This is a genomic window from Ochrobactrum sp. MYb379 (assembly GCF_037479515.1).
Classification (GTDB): Bacteria; Pseudomonadota; Alphaproteobacteria; order Rhizobiales; family Rhizobiaceae; genus Brucella.
Map to the genome: position 1 here is coordinate 50,520 of NZ_JBBGYW010000010.1, position 18,885 is coordinate 69,404.

The following is an 18,885-nucleotide window of genomic DNA, read 5'->3' on the forward strand; positions in this document are numbered from 1 at the left end:
ATCATAGTGCTTAACACGTAACGCTCTGGGGACGACTTTGTTATTTGAAATCATTACAGTGATACTGCTGACTGTCCTCAACGGTGTCCTGGCGATGTCAGAACTCGCAGTTGTTTCATCTCGTCCCGCGCGATTGCGTGTTTTGGCCGATAAAGGCAGTGCGGGCGCGAGCATTGCAATTGAACTCTCCGAAAACCCCGGCCGGTTTCTATCAACCGTTCAGATCGGAATTACACTGGTTGGCGTTCTTTCGGGCGCATTTTCCGGCGCAACACTTGGTGCACGTCTGACCGGCTGGCTACTCAGTCAAGGCGTTTCTCCGACATTCGCCGATGCGCTTGGCGTGGGTTCAGTGGTTGTCGTGATTACCTATTTGTCGCTGATTATCGGTGAGCTGGTTCCAAAACAAATTGCCCTGCGCGAACCAGAAGTAATCGCGAGCCGCGTCGCACCAACAATGAAGATGCTGTCTAAAATAGCAGCACCACTGGTATGGCTATTGGATACATCTGGTCGTCTTGTCCTCAAGCTGCTCGGACAGTCCGGAAAAACCAGCGACGGCGTTACCGATGAAGAAATCAAATCTCTGCTGGCAGAAGCACATAGTACAGGCGTTATTGAAACCGAAGAATCCCGGATGATTGCCGGTGTCATGCGCCTCGCAGATCGCACAGCGCGCGGGTTAATGACCCCGCGCCTTGATGTCGAAATGATCGACATTAATGACAGTTTGGAGGAAATTCGGGATCAATTGCAACAGAGCAGCCGCTCACGCCTGCCGGTGCGCGGCGAAAATTCCGATGAGATCATTGGTGTGTTGCAGGCGCGGGATTTCTTCAACCAGCTGTCATTAAACGGTACCGTCAATATTCGCGAGATCGTGAAAGACGTACCGGTCGTTTCAGACTTTTCCGATGCGCTGGATGTGGTTGAAGCGATCCGTGGCACTCCAACCCACATGGTGTTGGTCTATGATGAATATGGCCATTTCGAAGGTGTAATCACCGCAGGCGACGTAATGGAAGCGATCATCGGCGCTATGCAGGAAGACCACTTTGAAGAAAAAGCAATAGTTCGCCGCGCTGACGGATCATATCTGGTCTCGGGCTGGATGCCTATCGACGAGTTTTCTGCATTTATGAACTTCGAAGTAGAGGAAGACACCGAATATAGCACGGTCGCGGGCCTCGCTCTTGAAGAGTTTAAGCACCTTCCCGAAGTTGGCGAAATGTTCATAAAAAACGGCTGGGTTTTCGAAGTCGTGGATCTGGATGGACGCCGTATCGACAAATTGCTTGTCTCGGCGCAACAACCAGCCAGCGAATGACTTCAAAAAACGCAGAGATTGCCAATCGTGATTATGAGAGCAAATACCAGCGCATAGGCGACCCAAAACAGGTCGCTTTCAACAAAGCGCGTCAATGAAATTCTCTGACTGTTCTTAAAGCGCATAACTTTGCTCGTTACTAAAAGCAGCCCCCGGCGCTCCCAATATTTAATATGAATATAAAAATCAAGTTTAATCGTAATACGTGCAATTATCTTTCTACATTACCAGAGGAAGCAGCCCCAGACATAAATACGCTTAATGCAAAGGCGCGATTAGCATTTGGCTTTGAATTTACCCCAAAGGCCATTGCAGCATGATGCCATTTCGTGAAAAGAGTTGAGTGATAGTAATCTTCCTGCCAAAACTCCTATGAAAAAATCTACAGCTAAGGACCCGTAAATGAACGAGAATTGGGCATCTGTCGATGAAAGTCTGGAACGCGCACGCGTTGCCTGGCTCTATTTCATCGGCGGTCAGACCCAACAGGAAATTGCCCAACAGCTCGATATAACGCGCCTGAAGGTCAACAAGATTATCGGACAGGTCCGAGAGTCGGGGCAAGTGCATGTCAATGTGAGTCTGCCTCTGATTGATTGCATTGAGCTCGCACAAAAAGTTACCTCTCGATATGGCCTTGCTGATGCAGTCGTTGTCCCTGATCTGGACGATTATCTTGACCAAAAACGCGTCATAGGCGAAGCTGCCGGAACCATGACGAGCGAGCTGATCGCTGGCCGCGACATGGGTGTGGGCATCGCATCGGGACGGACATTGAGCTTTGCAGTTCGCAGTCTGCGTGCGCGCCCTAAGCCTGAAAGCTGGGTCGTGGGTTTGACCGGCGGTGTCACCAGCGGTTCATCGACCAATACATTTGAGGTTGCGACAGCATTTGCACGTGCTTTGGGCGTCGAATGCCACTATCTGACCGCTCCCATCTATTGCGCCAATAAAGAAAGCCGCGAAGCAATCCTGTTGAGTGACGAATTAACAGATGTGCTGGCGAGAACTGAAATCGCCGATATCGGACTTGTATCGTGTGGGCCGCTCAACTCTGAGACGTCGCTCACACATATCCGGGTGGTGAAAGATAATCTCGACGCCGTTCTGAAACTGGGAGCTGTTGGTGAGTTTCTCGGATATTTCCTCGACGCTCAAGGCAAGCCTATCGACCATTTTCTCAATGAATCCATCATTGCGCTGCCACCGGATAAGCTAAAGCTAAAGCCCGCCTCAATTCTTGTGTCCGGCGGGCTCAATAAAATTCCTATCATCCGGGCCATTCTGCGCGGTGGTTATGTCAATCGTCTGGTTACAAATGAAGGCGTTGCACGCGCATTGCTGCAAGGCCCCAGATAGGGATCACCCTCGCCCAACAAACGGCATCTTCGTTGCCATGACAGTCATCGTCAGCACATTCGCGTTTAATGGCAGGCCTGCCATATAAACGACAGCATCTGCCACATGCACAGGATCAATTGTGGGCTCGGCAGCCAGGCTACCATTGGCCTGTATAACACCCGTTGCAATTGTCTGCGTCATGTCACTGGCCGCATTGCCAATATCAATCTGTCCGCACGCTATATCGAAATCGCGCCCATCAAGCGCAGTCGATTTGGTAAGGCCGGTGATCGCATGTTTGGTTGCTGTGTAAGGAGCGGAGTTGGGACGCGGGGTCGTCGCAGAAACAGAACCATTGTTAATAATACGACCACCACGCGGGCTTTGCGCTTTCATGATACGAAACGCCTGTTGCGTGCATAAAAATGCGCCAGTCAGATTTGCACCAACGATCATATTCCACTCGTCAACACTTAACTCTTCAAGTGGTACACCACGCACGAACACGCCCGCATTGTTAACAAGCAAATCCAGACGGCCAAATTTGTCTTCAATAAAATCGAACAGTTTCCGCACGGCGATCGGATCGCTTACGTCTGCGGCATATGCATGAAAGCTTCCACCGCCATTCGCAGACATTTCTGCCGCCGCACGCTCCAAAACATCTAGGCGTCGACCTGAAATCACGACCTGATAGCCTTGTGAGCCCAGAGCTTTCGCAATGGCGCGACCAACCCCAGTCCCACCTCCGGTCACAAGGGCAGTGGCGCCTCTCCCTAAATTTGCCGTCTCAACCATAACATCCTCCCACAACAAAAACTTCGCATTAAACGCCTTTGAACTTTATACATATCAAGGTAACTCAGCTCGCGTCACCATCTAGAGCATTTCCAGTTTTGATTGAACCAAAACAAATGCGTTATCTCTTTGCTCTGACGAACATCTTGTTCCGGATACAGTTTCCACTTTTTGGTAAGTTGTTCTGATCACTTTCGTGAAATTAGTCATAATTACAAAGAAAGCGGTGTGCAGCCAGCTCGGTAACGCTTGAATAAGCGAAAGCTGCTATAAAGCTCTTTCTGGAAAAGGGAGGTGATTTCTTATGGTACGTAAAAAGCCGCCAAGTGAACGACGTAAAGAAGAACGCCAGCAAACGCGCTTAAGGTCAGGCAAGATTGTCAGCCTTGAAGGGCGCTTCATTATTGAATGCCAGTTCAGAGATATCGCACCGCATGGTGCGCGTTTAAGCACGGCTGACGTGCCAAACCTGCCAGAGCGCTTTTGGCTGTTTGATGATTTCTATGGGCGAGCTTTGTTGGCGCAAGTCGTCTGGCGTGCAAGCCGGGAAATTGGCGTGCAATTAATCTCTGATGCCACGGTAATACCACTCGATGATGAGCGCCTCAGCCAGCTTGCGGGTAAATACTACTCGCTATGAGCGGACGCTTCCGGTTTTGCCGATGCCTGCTGTCCTGAAGTGGCTGCACCGCCGCGCATATTCATCGCGCGAATCTCAGCAGCAGAAATATAATTAAATTGTTCAACCAGAAGATCCTGGATTACCGGCTCGGGAAACCGCGAGTTAATGTCGGTAATAATTGATGCGCGAACATCTTCAAAACTGACTTTCTCGACCTCTTTCGTATCCGAATAGCTACCATAGAACTTGCGGAATATTTCATCGCTTATAAAAAGCTCAAGCGGCACCGTCAGTTTCTTACGGATATTTGAATCCAGCGTATAAACAAGCTGTGTAACAATATAGCCCGCGACCGAACCATTGGCGATGATCGGCACACTCATCACGTCAGTCTTCACATAATCAAGACCACCAAAGCCAGCCGGAGATGTTGCCACTTCATCAGAAGGCAGCATGCCCTTCTGAAAAGAAAAATACAGCGATCCGAAAGCAACCGCACATATCCAGAGGCCAATGGCGATAATACGGATCATCGAGCGTGACCAAGCCTTGCACTCTGCCTGCTGTAAGTACCATCTGCATCCTGTGTTTCAAGCGCTCCACGAATAAGATCCGCAAGCTCACCAACCGCACGCAAATGAAGTTGCAGCGCTTCGCAGTTCTTTTCCAGCTTCTGCTTGAGGCTATCAAGCAATGGTTGCAGCCCCTTCATCATCGTCGGGCCGGCAATATCTGAAGCTTTGGTCATGGCCTTGTTGAAATCGTAAAGGCCGCGGCTTTTACGGGCGTTAATTTCTGCAAGATCAGGATTTCCGCCTTCAAGCAGAAGCCGGGTCTCGCTATCAATCACATCTTCAAGATGGCGGATTGCCCGTACAACCGGCTTCAGTGCAGCCTCCTGCTCAGCGTCATGCACTGGAGGCAGAACGGTCATACCCTGTTCTGGCTGGCTAATTTCGGAGCTATCGGTCATTGTCGGGTTCCTCAGTCTTTTATCGGCAAATAGTGATCATGCGCAGTTTCAGATGGCCGCACTATTTTTGCCGTCGTTATTTTCAAGTTGTTGCTGAATGAGTTGGCGTTCAAATCCATGAACGATGTCCTTCGATACGGAATTTTCGCTTATTCCACTTCCCAGATCGTTCATGACGCCATTCAATGCCAGCGTCCCTGAATTATCAGCCTGTAATTTGCGTTGTGCCTGATCTTCGAGAATACGTGCAATGCCAACCCCGCCCGTATCCGCCATCTTATTTGCCATGGCCTCCGACATCATCGACTTCCAGTACTCACCAGCAATACCCTTGCCAAAAGTGGCAGATGTATCGCTTGTAAACATCGACTGGACAAAGGATTGCAGCATGAAAGCTTCAAACTTCCGATAGGCCGAGCTTGCCGGGTTCTGTTGCTGTGACCCCATAGTCAGACCAGAGGAAAGGCTCTCAGAGATGCTTGAGAAGCTTCCCTCGGATGAGCCATTAGTTACATTGTTAAACGCAACTTCCGAACCGGCCGTCATGGATTTCAGGCGCTCTGATGCCACGCGATAGGCTTGCGGATCAGCGGCACGCGCTACATCCAGCACCAAATCTGACGGCGGGTTGATCGCCATGCACTAATCCCTCTTCATCTCTTGATTGCACACTAGCTTTTCAATCTTGACTGAAGCTTGCGACACGAATTGAAATGAAAAAACCGCTATTTTGTCTTGAGCGTAGTTGCGCGGCTAATAAATTCTTCGATTTGCATTGAGAACTCTTTGCGTTCGTCTTCAGATCGAACAGTGAGAAGTCGCTTTTCCAGATGCTCGACACGGCGCTGCTCTTTCAACAAGGCATTGCGTGCATTTACAAGCTCCTGCTCAACACGAGCCTGCGCAGATGCATTCGCACTCATGCGCCGGATCAGCAGTGAAGGATCGATGGTAAAAGCGTTGCTGTCGTAATGACGATCCTGCATGGCAATCAACCCTTCGCGCTCTTCATCCAGCGCAGCACGACGCATATTGGTAGCCACGAGTGAGGCTTCCAGCCGCGAAGCGCCTAGCTTTTGCAGTGCCACAAGCTTGCTTAAACTTTTTGCCTTTGTTTGTGCCATCGGTGCCTCAGAACAAATTGCGCAAATTGGCCGCAAGCTCTCCGGTGAAGAAGCGCAGCAATTCGGGAAGAATGAAATAGACTAACAACAATCCGCCGCCCAAAACGAAAGGCATTGAAACGAAGTAAATCGGAATAGTCGGGGTAAGCTTATTGATGAGACCAATCGCAAAATTCACCAGAACCGCAAAAACAATGAACGGGGCCGCAATGCGCAACGTCACCAGAAATGCATCAGACAATGTATCGGTAAAGTCTGTCATTGCTGCATCGGGGCGAAACCGGCCATCAACCGGAATTGCCGTGTAGGAATTGAGCAGTGCACGCAAAATCTCAAGATGCATGTCGGTGACGAAAAACAAAAATAGCGCGCTGAAGGTGACAAGTGTTGCAAGTGCTGCTTGCGGTTCAGGTTCTGTGATCGCATCTCCGGGCGAGCCGGAATAGCCGACGGCCATTGCCATCGTATTGGCCATAAACTGCAATGCCCAGAAATAGATATGCGCCAAGATACCGATGATACCGCCGATAAACATTTCGCTCAGCATCAAGCGAAGCACTGTCCACGGCTGACCGCCGTCAATGCTGGTCGTGATACTACCGATCACGATTGGCAGCACCGCAAACGAGCATGCGAGCGCTATGAACAGACGCACTTGCAAAGGTATACGCGCGCTAGAAATCCCAGGCATCAACATGATGCAGGCACCCACACGGCAGAACGCCAGCATGGCTGCCAGGACGATCTCATTGAGCGGCAACTGCGCTAACATCGGCGACTGGCTCTCTTAGGTCAGGAAATCGCGCCAAGCGATTTCACTTCCACACCGCGCGCAATTTCGACATGCGACAGCACAGGTAGGGTCGCAAACAACCGCTCGATAATCATACGGATATAGGGCCGCGCTTCAGGTGACGAAACCAGTACAAATCGCTCACCGCTATCAAAATGCTGCCGGATAACCGCCGAAGCCTCTGTACCAAACTGCTCAAGCTGACGCGGATCAATATCAAACTCGACAATTTCACCCTTGTTGTCGCGTTTGAGGCTTTGATGGAAAACCAGATCCCAGCGATTACCAAGCCGAAGCACATTCAGCACGCCATTATCCGAAAGATCACCACATATCTGTTGCGCCATACGCATACGCACATGCTCGACAATCATTTCCGGGCGGCGAACCAGCGGCGCAATCTCTGCAATCGATTCAAGAATCAGATGCAGATTGCGGATTGAAACACGTTCTGCAAGCAGCAATTTCAGCACAGCCTGGAGACCGGAATAGGAAATGTTTGCCGGGCAAATATCTTCAAGAAGCTTGCGATATTCCGAACCAAGACGGTCAAGAAGAATACGCATGTCTTTATAGGACAGCAGCTGTGAGAGGTTATTGCGAATGATTTCACTCAAATGCGTCAGCAACACCGAGAGATTATCGACAGTCATATAACCGTCGCGTCGCAGATCAGATGCAAATGTTTCAGGCACAGAATAAGCGCGCATGCCAAATGCCGGCTCACGCATTTCTTCGCCCGGAATTTGCGGGATTGGACGTTCGCCCAGCACGACCAGAATTTCGCCGACGCGCAGTTCATGGTTTGCAACGGCTGTGCCGTGGATTTTGATACGGTAGCTTTTGGGCGGCAGTGAAAGATCGTCTGTCACCTTGATTTCAGGAATGACGAAGCCGTATTCCTGTGCAAATTTCTTGCGCATCTTGGCAACGCGATGCGCCAGTTCCTGCTGCGATGCCATCAAGCGGGCTGAGAGCTGCTTGCCAAGGCAGAGTTCAATCTGGCTTGTTTCCAGCGACGCCTTGACGGAGTTGCGTTCGCTTTCATCCGCTTCGCGCTGTTTAAGTTCCGCTTCCGCAGCTTGCGCATCACGCAGCTTTGCCTGCTTGCGCGGAACTGCAATGCCCACAAAAGCCATCACGCTACCAAGCAAGAAGAATGGGAATGCTGGAAGACCCGGTAAAATGCCCAGCACAAACATCAGGAATGAAGCGATCAAAAGTGCTTTTGGATAAGCACCAAGCTGACCGAAAATCGCCTGATCGGCAGAACCACGCGTCCCGCCTTTGGAAACCAGAAGACCCGCTGCAAGTGACACGATCAGCGCTGGAATTTGCGTCACGAGACCATCGCCAACAGACAGCTTTGTGAAAACGTCCGCCGCTTGCGAAATATCCATTCCGTGACGGGTTACACCGATGATAATGCCACCGAAAATATTGACCGCCGTAATAATCAGACCGGCAATCGCATCACCACGAACAAACTTCGATGCACCATCCATCGAACCGAAAAACGAGCTTTCTTCTTCGAGTTCGCGACGGCGATGCTGCGCTTCTTTTTCATCAATAAGGCCCGACGACAGATCAGCATCAATCGCCATCTGCTTGCCGGGGATAGCATCGAGCGTAAAGCGTGCGCCTACTTCCGCAATACGCGTTGCGCCCTTGGTGATGACGAGAAAATTGACGATGATCAGGATCGTGAAAACAACAAGGCCGATAACGAAGTCGCCGCCCATCACGAATTGCGAAAATCCGTGAATAACATGGCCAGCCGCGAGATAACCCTCATTACCATGGGTGAGGATCACACGCGTCGTCGCAATATTGAGCGACAAGCGCATCATCGTTGCAATTAGCAGCACCGTCGGGAAAGCAGAGAAATCAAGTGGGCGCTGAATCCACAGCGATACCATCAGAATTAGGACAGAGAAGGCGATCGAAAAGGCAAGCCCAATATCCAGAAAGACCGCCGGAACAGGCAAAAAGAGCACCGTCAGAATAATGATAATACCAGCAGCCAGACCCATGTCGCTGCCAGTCAAAATTCCGCGTTTTGTGAAAGGCTTAGCTACTGCCTGCTGCACGTCCGTCTCCTATTGTCAGACGGACCATAGAATGCGAAGCTTGCGCGAGGGCTTCGTCGCGCTCGCAGATTATATCAAAAGCCCTTCTCGATCCTCGAATAGACGAGCAGCGTGAAAGCATTGATTTGTGCGCCTACGAAAGGCGCTGTCAAAGCCAGAACAACGAAAATGACGACAATCTTCGGCACGAAAGTCAGCGTCATTTCCTGAATCTGGGTCAATGCTTGAAACAATGCAATACCAATACCGACCAGCATCGCAGCCAGTACAGCAGGACCACTTGCCATCAACACGGTCCAAACCGCCGAATTGACAATGTCTAGTGCATCCGCTTCGTTCACTTTTTTGCCTTTAGAGCGCATCCCTAAAAACGGGAACCGGTTTTCGGATAAGAAACATGTTCAAACAAACACTTGAGACGTTTCGATCTGATAAATCAGATCAAAACACGCTCTAGCTTACTTTGACGCCCTGCCCGATCAACATGGTTTTGCCGTCTGCGAGTTCAGCAAGCATACCCGTTGACTGGATCGTTACAGACTTTACCACACCCGAAACAGAACCATCGGCATTGGTCAGCGTGCGGCCAATCCAGCCCTCTGCCTGTGACAGTGACGAATTAGCAATCAGCGTTTCAAGCTTGGAGTTCATCTGCACAGACTGCTCTACGCTTGAGAAGGTTGCCAGCTGCGAGACATATTGCGTCGCATCCATCGGAGCCGTTGGATCCTGATTTTGCATCTGGGTGACCAGCAGCTTTAGAAACGAATTATAATCAACACTCGCCTTTGCCGCAGCCGAACTGTTGGAGGAAGTGTTGGTCGTATTTGTCGTGTTGTTTCCGACAGCAGGCGTCGTCGTCATAAGCTTGCCTCCACCGCATTATCTGCTTTGCTGACAGGCACGATTGGTGCCCCGATATTCATAAGTTCTGCTTCGCGCGGGTAATGTGCCCGGATAGATTTCATCGCCTCAAACACACGTCCATTATGGACAAGCTCATCAATTTCTTTGAGAGCTTTGAGAATGGATGCATCGCTGAACGTTGAAAACATACTCTTGAGCATATGCGCAAAGGCATTATGTGCCTGCTCACGCATTGCAGGCTCAATCAGGATCATCTGCGCTGCAAAATAAAGCTGACGCAGCGGTGTCGTTGTATCTTCAGGCTGCAAGACGTGGTTTTCAAGAAGGAATGTCGCATCGTTGAGAAGCTCAAGAGAGACCTTGCGGTCTGCCTTCAAAACTGCGCCATTGATGTAAATTTTCTCGCCTGAGCGAAGCGATAGACGGATTGTTGGCTTGGCGTTATCGACCATTTCACAAACCGTTCCGGATCGAACTGGTGAGTTCAATCACCGTATCATAATCGTCGCTTTCGCCCTGTCGGATTCGCTCGACTTCTTTAATAATAAAAATGCCGACTGAAATAATTGCAGCTTTTAGCTCTTTCGGGAGCGTATTTTCAACAGATCCCAGATCTTCAATAATGACAGTCCAAAGCCGGTTAACGAAATAAGCCGCATCGATGCCTTCGCGTGAGCCCGAACCATTCAGCTTTGCCGCCTCAAGCATGCTAATTGAGCGGTCAAAAAGCATCTGCTCGCGTTCTTTGGCGCTCGCCATATCGTCATTCATGACATCTTCGTAGCGCATCTGATACATGGCATCTCCGCTTATCAATACCCTTACTTGCGGGAGCCTCATGCTCTCACGAAGACCGGGCTTATTTGTCGGCGCTCGCGCGCCTGACATTGATTATTTGAGGTAGTTGAGCAGGCTCATATTCTGCAACTTCACCGTCAGCGCATAGGATGTTTCCATCTGGGTCATCAATGCGTTAACACGCACTGATGCGTCATATGGATCGACCTCTTCAAGATTATTCACTGAATCATTGAGAATTTTCTGCTGCGCGGCAATGCGTGTTATCGCATCCGTTGTGCGCGACTGAGCGAGACCAAGTGTCGTCTGTTCGGAGGTCGTCTGGGTGATTGCCTGCGAGGTCGTCGTCAAAGCCTGAGATGTCAGAGCACCAAATGCGGAACTATTAAGACCGATATTGGCGAATTCTGCAATCATAACCGCTGACATGATTGCCTTACGGAAACCATCGGCATTGGCAGAAATCGATGTTGATGCTGTTTCCGTTGGCGAAATACGGCTCTTGATAACGGTATCAGACGCATTGGACCAATTCAGATCCCAATTGGTGTCGTTGAACTGTTCAGCGAAATCGCCTTCGAGAAAGCTTTTCATCTGATCTGCTGTGATGTCAGCAACGCGGGCATCGTCCATCGCAAAGTTGAAATGATCTGCAAACGCTTTTTGGACAGCCTTCTGAGCGTCTCCACCTTGCGTATAGTCGTTAAGCGGCTTCACATCGGTGTTGACGCCGGAAAAGATATACTCGCCATTATAGCTGGTATTGAGATGTCCGGTGACTGAATCAAGCATAGCGCGTGCCGACTGTGCCGACGTCGCAATGCTTTCAGCGGTGTTACTCGCGCCGGTCAGGTCGCCAAGAAAATTCTGAACCTTCTCGATAATCGCGGTCGTGGTGGTTTGCGTTGTTGTCATGCGCTGCTGAACAAGCTTGTTCATATCGGTGAGCACGTCGAGACGATCATATTCTTTGCGCAAGGATATCGTCTGTCCGGATTTCGCGCCCAGCGACAGGCCTACATCAAAGACGCTCCCGGTCGTCGCTTCCTGACGGGCTTTGACCAGTTCAGCCTTATTCTGGTTCACCAAAGCCCTGAGTGCGGCAGACGCACCATATGTCGAAATCGATTGCGCTTTCATGAAACTCACACCGCGTTGAGAAGGTCATCAAGCATGGAGTTGATGGTCGTCAACACCCGGCTTGAAGCCTGATAAGAATGTTCCAGATCAAGAAGCAACGCCATCTCGGTATCAATATTGACACCATTGGCGTTGGACAAAGCCTGGTCGGCCTGCACTGCAACTGTCTGATTATAAGAAAAATTCGAGTTGGCGGTCTGGCGCTTGCCTTCCAGCCAGCTAATTGATGATGCGCTGTAATCGTTCAGACTGGCGGTCGAATTCAACCCCGTCGAGCCGGTAAACGTCATTGATCCACTGAAAGCTTCATTCAAAGCCCGAAGCCGGTCGCTGAAACCGGCTGCATCATCACTATTATATTTATAATCGGCACCATTCGCACCACCATCGCGCAACAAGAGAGAGCTACCACCTTGCGATGAGATAAAGGCAGACGAAACACTCACTGTACCTGCAAGACCGGATGAAAAGCCCGCGCCAGGCGTCGCTGGAGAACCTGACCAGCTAAACAGACCCGTTTTGCTTAAACCACCCGCGCCACTCTGATCGGTTTCGGCGAACATATTGACCAGACCGCGCGCGATTTCATCAAGCTGCATCTGGTACTGCGGTGCAATCTGATCACGCAGTTGCAGAAGGCCACTCAGCCGCCCCGTACCGAATGGCTGGTCGAATGTCTCATGCGACAACGGTACACCATCGACCAGAACAGCATTGCCCAAAGCACCGGCAGACAGACCGTTCGAAGGCGTAAAACTCACCTTCCGCGCCGAGGTTTCAAACAGTGTCACGCCGTTTTCAGCGAATATGACCATGTCATTATCGCCGCGAGTCATCGTTGTGATGCCGATCTCGCCAGAAAGCTGCTTGAGCAGTGAATCGCGTTGGTCGAGGAAATCTGAAACATCGGTTCCGGCGCGCGTTCCGCCAAGAATTTGCTGATTGACCTTCTCAAATTTAGCCAGCACATCATTGATTGTGGCTACAGAATCCGCAATCTCATTGTCCGCGTCATTGCGCAGTGACTGTATCTGCTTGGTGCCATCGTTCAGCGCATTGGCAAGTGCTTCAGCGGTAGAAACAACGCTGTTACCCAGCGCTGAATTGGACGGTGAAGAGGCATAGGTCTGCAATGCATCGCGCAAATCACCGATCAGCGCTGACGGCGAAGACGAATATTTATCAGCTGAATAAATTGATGAAAGGCGGTCAAGACCGCCTGCAAGAATAGAAGAAGATGATGCCGCACTATTGGATTGAATGTAGCGGTTAAACAACGCCGTATCGGCCGAGCGGCTTATATTGACGTAAAGGGAACCATAGGGCCCAGACACCAATGATGCCGAGCGACGAGAATAGTCAGGATCGTTTACGCCCGCAACATTACGGGAGATAACCGAAGTCTGCTTGGACGTTGCCGCAAGCGAGCTTTTGGCTGTCGATAGAGCAGAACTAAGTGACATTTTTTCCCCATTTACCGGCGGAACGCTTTGTCGCTTGGACAGAGTGAACCGCTATACGTGTTAATTTACTTCGTAGTCGTAGGACCGAAACCCGTTTTACGCGTGTGCCAGAATGGATTCCGACGAAGTCATGACTTGATTTCCCGAATATTTGCCCCGGGAAATCATTTCGATTAGCGCTTGAGATTGACCAGAACATCCATGAGTTCTGAGCCAGTCTGGAAAACTTTGGAATTGGCCGTATAACTCCGCTGGGCTTCGATCATGTCCGTGAGCTCCTGCGCAATATCAGCATTGGACTCTTCAAGCGTTCCCGACATTACCTTGCCAATACCGCTGGTCTGCGGAAAGCCAAGTGTCACTTCGCCAGAGTCAGCGCTGGCGAGAAACACATTACCGCTGACGACTGTCATGCGATCCGGGCTTGCAACCTTGGCAAGCGGAATGCGCCCCAGAACCACCTGTGTTCCGTTTTCATAGATCCCGACAACAGAGCCATCATTGGCGACATCAACGCTCTTCATTGAGGACTTTGCCTGACCGTTAATGACGGCCTGAGAGATTGTATAATCGCCTGAAGCTTCTTTTGACGCCCCAAGGTTGAGACTGAGCGATGAACCATTATAGCCAGTGAGATCAACGGTTGCATTGCCGCCGGTCAGCAAATTGCCGTTGGCTGGATCAAATGTCAGCGTCGTTGCACCGACTTCCACACCATCGGCAGCATTCTTAATCGAGACATCCCACGTATTGTCTGCTGATTTCGAAAAATAGACATCCAGCGTGATTTTTTCGCCCTGAGAATTATAAGAAACGAGCGAAGTCTTATGATTATATGCACCAGCAGCCGGAACTGCGCTACCCGATGGCAGACTAACGGTGAAAGTTCCTGATGTGCTGGCCTCGGCCTTCAGATCAGCCGCATTGGCATTAATCTTTCCAAGCCCTGCCATGGTCAGTCCGCCAGCACTTTCATCAGCACCGGCGCCCAGCAGATAATATCCTGCTGTATTAACGAGAAAACCGTCCTTATCAGGTACAAAGGAACCGGCACGTGTCAGATAGCTTGTACCATCAGCACCTTGCACAACAAAGAAACCATTGCCATCAATGGCTAGATCTGTCGTGGAAGACGTGGACCTAATCCCGCCCTGATCTGAGATACCATAGCGAACATCGGTCATAACGGAGCCGGAGTTATACTGACCAGACGTGCTCGGCAGCACCAGCGAGGAGAACTGCGTATCTGCGCGTTTATAGCCTACAGTACTGGCATTCGCGATATTGTCTGCGACCGCTGACAGGCGATTGGCCTGTGCGTTCATGCCTGAAACACCGGTCCGCATCATACCGTAGAGGCTCATTGGCAGCTCCTGAAAAATCGTAAATCTGCGACAAGGCTAGCGCTCCACGCTTGCGTGAAACTGTCGTCCTGGCATGTTCATGCAAGTTTGGGGGGATATGATACTTATTCTATGTTGATGCTGTAGCCTAAAAAACGCTTGGAATCGATCGGATCGAAACCAAGTTTCTCTCGCAACTTCTTGCGCAGCTTGCTGATATGGCTTTCGACGACGTTTTCTTCGACTTCACTATCGAAAATGCCATAAATCGCGCTGAATATTTGCGATTTGTTCAGACGACGACCACGGTTGGCAATCAGGTATTCCAGAATGCGACGCTCGCGGCGCGGCAAGATAAAATCGGCACCACTAATTTGCGGATCGCGCCCGTCAGAGAAGACGGTGATTGGACCGAGAACTGTGCCATCATTTGTGCTAGAGCCTGACACACCAGCCCGGCGGCGTATGGCATTAATGCGGGCCAATATTTCGCGCACATGAACGGGTTTGCGCACAACATCGTCAACGCCTGATTGAAAAAGCTCTAGCGTATGTTCAAGTGAAGGGCGATCATTGACGGCGATAACGGGCGCTTTGCAACGCTCACGAATGCGGGATGGCAAACCATTTTGTCCAGCACATTCGCCAATCAGAAATGCTTCAACGGCCATGATGTCATGGTGGGGAACTGTTTCTACCCAATCGTTGAAATCAGATGGGCGAAAGCCAGTCGTGGAGATACCTTCACGACCAAACCAAGAGGAGTACCCCTCGGTCACAATATCCCGCTCATCTACAACTACGATCATCGGCCCGCCTTCCGAATCAATATGTTAACCCGTCTTTTACAGACCTAACTGGCGGGGGGAGTCAGCGACAATTACAACTACTAGCTACCAATAAATTGGGAGGTGAATTAGTTAGATTTAATATTGGGGGAATCGCTGAGATTGCATCTCATATGACATTACTGTGCGCAAAGCGTTAACAAATAGTTAACACGTCATTGAGTTTAACGATTCATTACAAGGGCTTGCGAATTTAATCGATATAATTGGACTAAAGGATAAGTGCACTCATAAGTTGTAAGCCTAAAGTTGATGCGATTACCCTGTTTGGTTGAGGCGCCTATTTTTTAGCGACCGCTTATCACCCCGCACAAAATTTTTTCGCCGGTTCTGTCCAGTTGCCGAAGCCTGTCGCGATCATATTCGTCATAACGCGGCAAACATATCGCTTCTGAGCCGGGTCATTATTCGGCCCTGCATGATAGCGCGCAACAGCCATTGTCCAGTTGCCCTCACGTTCGCGAAGGCGTTTTAAAAAACGCGCTGCATAATCGACATTCATTGATGGTTGCAGCATTGCAGCAACCGATGGGAAAGCCTCACTATGATAATAGTGATTGATCTGCATGCACCCCAAATCGATGAGCTTAACGCCGTGTGAATGCACTTCTTCAAAGCGCCTCAACGCAGCCGATTGTGACGTGAAAAATTCAGCACGGCCTTCGATATTCATTGCATAAGGCTGGAGCGAATTTTTTCGTCCCGTTTCCGTCAAACCGACGGCATAGAGTATCCCCAAAGGCACGTCATAACGGGCGGATGCGCGATGCATTTCCTGCTCGCAGACATTCTCAGCACGCGCTTGAGATGCTTCACACAACCAAACCGTTGCGGCGGCCGTTAGTAACAAGACCAGCTTCGTTAGCTGCCTCACTACTCCCACGACGCGCGTCGTAATCGCTACGCTCTTGTTGAGCGGAATGACCATTCTGCCTGCTTTCTCCGCCCAGAAACTGCGCTTGCGAACCACCCTGAGATCCGTTGCGGCCATCCATTCCACTTTGCATACCAAATCCTTGCTGACCCTGTTGGCCCTGGGATTGATTGCTTTGTTGCTGTGCTGCATTCTGGCTTGATGAGGATTGCTGCACATTGACCGCGCCTCGTTCAGCAACGCTGACGGTAATCTTTGAATCATCCGTCACTCCAGCGACTTTAAGTGCCTTTTCTATCATAGAGCGATCAGCAGCCAGCGCTTCAGCAGCGTGCGGCTTATCTGCAATCAAGTGCACTTCAATAGTGTCGGCAACCACGCGAATGCGTGCGGTTACCTGACCAAGATCAACGGGATCAAGCCTGATCTGCAATGTTTTAACCGCGCCAAAGCTTCGCTCAGAAATCACCTGAACATCATCAATGCGAACCGCAGCCTGAGGGCTTGTGGGCGCGGACTTCACCTCAAGCGGAACAGGAGCGCGCGATACCTGCGGCTGTTGTTGCACACCCATACGCTCCGACACGTTGCCCCCATCTGCGAAAGATGCAGCCACAGAGCTATTATCTGGCGCATCCGTTTGCTCTGCTGGCATGCCTTCTATCGGCGAAGCATCATTAAGAGCACCGTTGACTTGAGTTCTGTCTGGCGCACTTTCAGATCCCAACTTGGCATCGGTTTTATTCTGTGTGGCGGCAGCAGTGGCTGACTTTTTGCCAAAATCAGCCGCCAGCGAATTCATGCCAGAAGCAACAGCCTTTTCTTGCATATTCGTATTAGCCACATCAGCTATCGCCGTACCGCGAGACTCGCCTTCTGATCCAGAATGCATCGCCAGGAGAGCGTTAGTCTTGCTATCGCCAACGGCTTGTAACGCAGCGTCTTTGTCAGCATGTGCAGAGAAGTCTTTTGTCAGACTGAAAAGCGGTTGCGATATAAAATAGGTTTGTGACTGACGCGGGCTATCTGGGGAGGCAATATCGCTGTCATCCACCTCGCCTTCGTCATTCTGCTCTGATCGATCGGTCTCTTTGCTGTCTGATTTCTCCAGCAATGCACCAAACAGTTTTGCCGGATCAGACATTTCCTGATCAGCCGTGTCGATTTTACCGCTCTGAGCGGCAGTGCTTTTTGTCGGTGATGATACGCGCCCGCCCGCTCCGGTCAAAATATCCATGCTCATTGAACGTTCTTTCCCAGCAAAGCATCTATTTCTGCAATCTTGTTGCGCGCATCTTCCAAGGTCTTTTGAAGATCATCTTCTGATTGCTTGGGCGCGGGTGCCCAACCCGCATTCGCAGAGGGTGTTGGCTGCGCACGAACCACCGTTTCAGAAGGCAGCTTATCATCAGCAACGGGCATTACGGGAACGGTGGTTAATTTTGTAGTTTCCGCTTCCTCATTATCCGCATCAGGCTTGCGCGTTACCACTGAGCCAATCGCTTTCGCTGCATTTAACAACTTACGGTCTCGCTCCTGCAAACGGTCTGGCGAAATCTGTGAAAGCTCATTCAAGGCGACCCCGGCCTCATTGGAGGCGACCCCACTTGCAGCCGCATAAAGATTAGCCCGGCTCGGGTCGTCCTTGAGCATATCTGCAAATTTCTGTGCCTTTGCCGACATGAACCGCGCACGTTCTGTCTGTCCGTCAACCAGTGCTCCGCGCGCGAGTTGCAGATAAAGCGAATATTGCATAACCGGATCAGCAGTTCCAACCAGCTTGACCAATTCAGCATTGTCGATGCGATCATTCAATTTCAGCGCCGCATCAATAAATTGTTGCATGAAATCGCGCATATAGGGCGAGCGGGGAAAGCGTTGCAGATAGTTCCTCGACAGAAGCCTGACTTTATCGGCATCACCAAGCTTTGCTGCAATCGGCATAGATCTGCGGATCGCAGCCTCTTCAAAGAGCGTCCCGGGGCTGCTAAGCCTCACCTGATCCAATCGCTGTAAAGCCGTGGCAGCATCAAATGCTGCCATCTGATTGGCCGTAACCAAAACGATAGAAGCTTTAAGTTCAACCGGAACATCGGCAGCAAGTGGCACTGAAAAAAGTTTTACCACTTCAATATTTTGCCCGGAAGCATAGGCCAAAGCGCCCTTAACGAGTTCAGCCGGAACCACACCATCCTTCGTACCAGAAAGGACCGTGCGTACAGCGCCCGGATTACCACCATTAAACAGGTAGATAATAGCAGCATAGATATTTTCTGGCTTTTCCCAGAAGGCGTCGGGAGCACGCTGCATATCCGCGCTGACAAAGCTGAGAAGCCTGTTGAGCATCACAACGGCTTCAGGCTTGCCTGTGACAAGCTGATCCTGAAGCATGCGCAGAGAACGAACGAGCTTATAAGGCTCAAGCACCGGAAACTGCGGCTGTTCACCATTGGGCGCGCTTTTTGCCGATGTGATCACTGCGCC

General features: G+C 50.6%; 20 protein-coding genes and 1 pseudogene. 3 read left to right on the forward strand and 18 right to left on the reverse strand.

Annotation, left to right across the window (positions count from 1 at the left end):
• The first annotated feature begins 37 nt into the window (after positions 1–37).
• Together WH356_RS17130 and WH356_RS17135 are read left to right on the forward strand one after the other, a co-directional pair.
• Positions 38–1,327 carry a hemolysin family protein gene (locus tag WH356_RS17130; RefSeq protein ID WP_339512953.1) on the forward strand — a complete coding sequence of 430 codons (1,290 nt, stop codon included), beginning with the start codon at positions 38–40 and terminating at the stop codon, positions 1,325–1,327.
• Positions 1,328–1,729: 402 nt separating this feature from the next.
• Positions 1,730–2,686, forward strand: coding sequence for a sugar-binding transcriptional regulator (locus WH356_RS17135; protein WP_339512955.1), 957 nt, complete (start codon positions 1,730–1,732; stop codon positions 2,684–2,686).
• 3 nt (positions 2,687–2,689) lie between these two features.
• Here WH356_RS17135 and WH356_RS17140 read toward each other — a convergent pair whose 3' ends face one another.
• Entirely contained in the window at positions 2,690–3,466 is a 777-nt protein-coding gene (locus tag WH356_RS17140) for an SDR family oxidoreductase (RefSeq protein WP_339512957.1), read from the reverse strand.
• Positions 3,467–3,770: 304 nt separating this feature from the next.
• Here WH356_RS17140 and WH356_RS17145 point away from each other — a divergent pair, with 304 nt between their 5' ends.
• The gene (locus WH356_RS17145) at positions 3,771–4,106 is read left to right on the forward strand and encodes a PilZ domain-containing protein (RefSeq protein WP_339512958.1); all 336 of its coding nucleotides are present in this window, start codon (positions 3,771–3,773) and stop codon (positions 4,104–4,106) included.
• Here the strand turns inward: WH356_RS17145 and WH356_RS17150 are convergent.
• The 17 genes and pseudogenes from WH356_RS17150 to WH356_RS17230 form a co-directional block, all read right to left on the reverse strand.
• Positions 4,094–4,621, reverse strand: a complete 528-nt coding sequence (locus tag WH356_RS17150) for a hypothetical protein (RefSeq protein WP_310013588.1) — start codon at positions 4,619–4,621, stop codon at positions 4,094–4,096. The two genes, WH356_RS17145 and WH356_RS17150, sit on opposite strands and share 13 nt — an antisense overlap.
• Positions 4,618–5,022 (reverse strand): flagellar protein FlgN, encoded by a 405-nt coding sequence (locus tag WH356_RS17155; RefSeq protein ID WP_421565702.1) that lies wholly within the window; start codon positions 5,020–5,022, stop codon positions 4,618–4,620. Before WH356_RS17155 ends, WH356_RS17150 begins: the two co-directional genes overlap by 4 nt.
• A gap of 87 nt (positions 5,023–5,109) precedes the next feature.
• Entirely contained in the window at positions 5,110–5,700 is a 591-nt protein-coding gene (locus WH356_RS17160; protein ID WP_339512963.1) for a rod-binding protein, read from the reverse strand.
• Between the two features lie 86 nt (positions 5,701–5,786).
• Positions 5,787–6,185 (reverse strand): hypothetical protein, encoded by a 399-nt coding sequence (locus WH356_RS17165; protein ID WP_339512964.1) that lies wholly within the window; start codon positions 6,183–6,185, stop codon positions 5,787–5,789.
• 7 nt (positions 6,186–6,192) lie between these two features.
• Positions 6,193–6,957: a flagellar biosynthetic protein FliR gene (fliR, locus tag WH356_RS17170; RefSeq protein WP_339512966.1), complete on the reverse strand. Its 765-nt coding sequence runs from the start codon at positions 6,955–6,957 to the stop codon at positions 6,193–6,195.
• A 20-nt stretch (positions 6,958–6,977) separates the two neighbouring features.
• Positions 6,978–9,068, reverse strand: coding sequence for a flagellar biosynthesis protein FlhA (flhA, locus tag WH356_RS17175; RefSeq protein ID WP_421565667.1), 2,091 nt, complete (start codon positions 9,066–9,068; stop codon positions 6,978–6,980).
• 74 nt (positions 9,069–9,142) lie between these two features.
• Positions 9,143–9,409 (reverse strand): flagellar biosynthesis protein FliQ, encoded by a 267-nt coding sequence (gene fliQ, locus WH356_RS17180; RefSeq protein WP_310013600.1) that lies wholly within the window; start codon positions 9,407–9,409, stop codon positions 9,143–9,145.
• Positions 9,410–9,521: 112 nt separating this feature from the next.
• Positions 9,522–9,932: a flagellar hook assembly protein FlgD gene (gene flgD / locus WH356_RS17185; RefSeq protein ID WP_339512969.1), complete on the reverse strand. Its 411-nt coding sequence runs from the start codon at positions 9,930–9,932 to the stop codon at positions 9,522–9,524.
• Positions 9,929–10,387 carry a flagellar biosynthesis repressor FlbT gene (gene flbT, locus WH356_RS17190; RefSeq protein ID WP_339512971.1) on the reverse strand — a complete coding sequence of 153 codons (459 nt, stop codon included), beginning with the start codon at positions 10,385–10,387 and terminating at the stop codon, positions 9,929–9,931. Before flbT ends, flgD begins: the two co-directional genes overlap by 4 nt.
• Before the next feature lies 1 nt (position 10,388).
• Complete coding sequence (flaF, locus tag WH356_RS17195) at positions 10,389–10,733, reverse strand: flagellar biosynthesis regulator FlaF (RefSeq protein WP_310013606.1); 345 nt, start codon at positions 10,731–10,733, stop codon at positions 10,389–10,391.
• 93 nt (positions 10,734–10,826) lie between these two features.
• Positions 10,827–11,873, reverse strand: a complete 1,047-nt coding sequence (locus WH356_RS17200) for a flagellar hook-associated family protein (RefSeq protein ID WP_339512973.1) — start codon at positions 11,871–11,873, stop codon at positions 10,827–10,829.
• Positions 11,874–11,878: 5 nt separating this feature from the next.
• The gene (flgK, locus tag WH356_RS17205) at positions 11,879–13,336 is read right to left on the reverse strand and encodes a flagellar hook-associated protein FlgK (protein ID WP_339512975.1); all 1,458 of its coding nucleotides are present in this window, start codon (positions 13,334–13,336) and stop codon (positions 11,879–11,881) included.
• A gap of 173 nt (positions 13,337–13,509) precedes the next feature.
• Positions 13,510–14,700, reverse strand: a complete 1,191-nt coding sequence (locus WH356_RS17210) for a flagellar hook protein FlgE (RefSeq protein ID WP_339512977.1) — start codon at positions 14,698–14,700, stop codon at positions 13,510–13,512.
• Positions 14,701–14,804: 104 nt separating this feature from the next.
• Complete coding sequence (gene ftcR, locus WH356_RS17215; RefSeq protein WP_339512979.1) at positions 14,805–15,488, reverse strand: flagellar transcriptional regulator FtcR; 684 nt, start codon at positions 15,486–15,488, stop codon at positions 14,805–14,807.
• A gap of 340 nt (positions 15,489–15,828) precedes the next feature.
• Entirely contained in the window at positions 15,829–16,299 is a 471-nt protein-coding gene (locus tag WH356_RS17220; protein ID WP_339512981.1) for a transglycosylase SLT domain-containing protein, read from the reverse strand.
• Between the two features lie 40 nt (positions 16,300–16,339).
• Positions 16,340–17,644, reverse strand: a complete 1,305-nt coding sequence (gene fliK, locus WH356_RS17225) for a flagellar hook-length control protein FliK (RefSeq protein ID WP_339512983.1) — start codon at positions 17,642–17,644, stop codon at positions 16,340–16,342.
• Positions 17,641–18,837 (reverse strand): annotated as a pseudogene (locus WH356_RS17230) (chemotaxis protein); the annotation flags it as partial. The gene fliK and the pseudogene WH356_RS17230, both read right to left, overlap by 4 nt.
• Positions 18,838–18,885 lie beyond the last annotated feature (48 nt).

Bases quoted from the DNA above. Each gene is read 5' to 3' on its own strand.
- flgD (WP_339512969.1), bottom strand. From the start codon at position 9,932: ATGACGACGACGCCTGCTGTCGGAAACAACACGACAAATACGACCAAC.
- flbT (WP_339512971.1), bottom strand. From the start codon at position 10,387: ATGGTCGATAACGCCAAGCCAACAATCCGTCTATCGCTTCGCTCAGGC.
- WH356_RS17210 (WP_339512977.1), bottom strand. From the start codon at position 14,700: ATGAGCCTCTACGGTATGATGCGGACCGGTGTTTCAGGCATGAACGCA.
- WH356_RS17150 (WP_310013588.1), bottom strand. From the start codon at position 4,621: ATGATCCGTATTATCGCCATTGGCCTCTGGATATGTGCGGTTGCTTTC.
- WH356_RS17145 (WP_339512958.1), top strand. From the start codon at position 3,771: ATGGTACGTAAAAAGCCGCCAAGTGAACGACGTAAAGAAGAACGCCAG.
- WH356_RS17165 (WP_339512964.1), bottom strand. From the start codon at position 6,185: ATGGCACAAACAAAGGCAAAAAGTTTAAGCAAGCTTGTGGCACTGCAA.
- fliR (WP_339512966.1), bottom strand. From the start codon at position 6,957: ATGTTAGCGCAGTTGCCGCTCAATGAGATCGTCCTGGCAGCCATGCTG.
- flgK (WP_339512975.1), bottom strand. From the start codon at position 13,336: ATGTCACTTAGTTCTGCTCTATCGACAGCCAAAAGCTCGCTTGCGGCA.
- flaF (WP_310013606.1), bottom strand. From the start codon at position 10,733: ATGTATCAGATGCGCTACGAAGATGTCATGAATGACGATATGGCGAGC.
- WH356_RS17135 (WP_339512955.1), top strand. From the start codon at position 1,730: ATGAACGAGAATTGGGCATCTGTCGATGAAAGTCTGGAACGCGCACGC.
- WH356_RS17140 (WP_339512957.1), bottom strand. From the start codon at position 3,466: ATGGTTGAGACGGCAAATTTAGGGAGAGGCGCCACTGCCCTTGTGACC.
- WH356_RS17160 (WP_339512963.1), bottom strand. From the start codon at position 5,700: ATGGCGATCAACCCGCCGTCAGATTTGGTGCTGGATGTAGCGCGTGCC.
- WH356_RS17200 (WP_339512973.1), bottom strand. From the start codon at position 11,873: ATGAAAGCGCAATCGATTTCGACATATGGTGCGTCTGCCGCACTCAGG.
- ftcR (WP_339512979.1), bottom strand. From the start codon at position 15,488: ATGATCGTAGTTGTAGATGAGCGGGATATTGTGACCGAGGGGTACTCC.
- fliK (WP_339512983.1), bottom strand. From the start codon at position 17,644: ATGAGCATGGATATTTTGACCGGAGCGGGCGGGCGCGTATCATCACCG.
- WH356_RS17220 (WP_339512981.1), bottom strand. From the start codon at position 16,299: ATGCATCGCGCATCCGCCCGTTATGACGTGCCTTTGGGGATACTCTAT.
- WH356_RS17155 (WP_421565702.1), bottom strand. From the start codon at position 5,022: ATGACCGTTCTGCCTCCAGTGCATGACGCTGAGCAGGAGGCTGCACTG.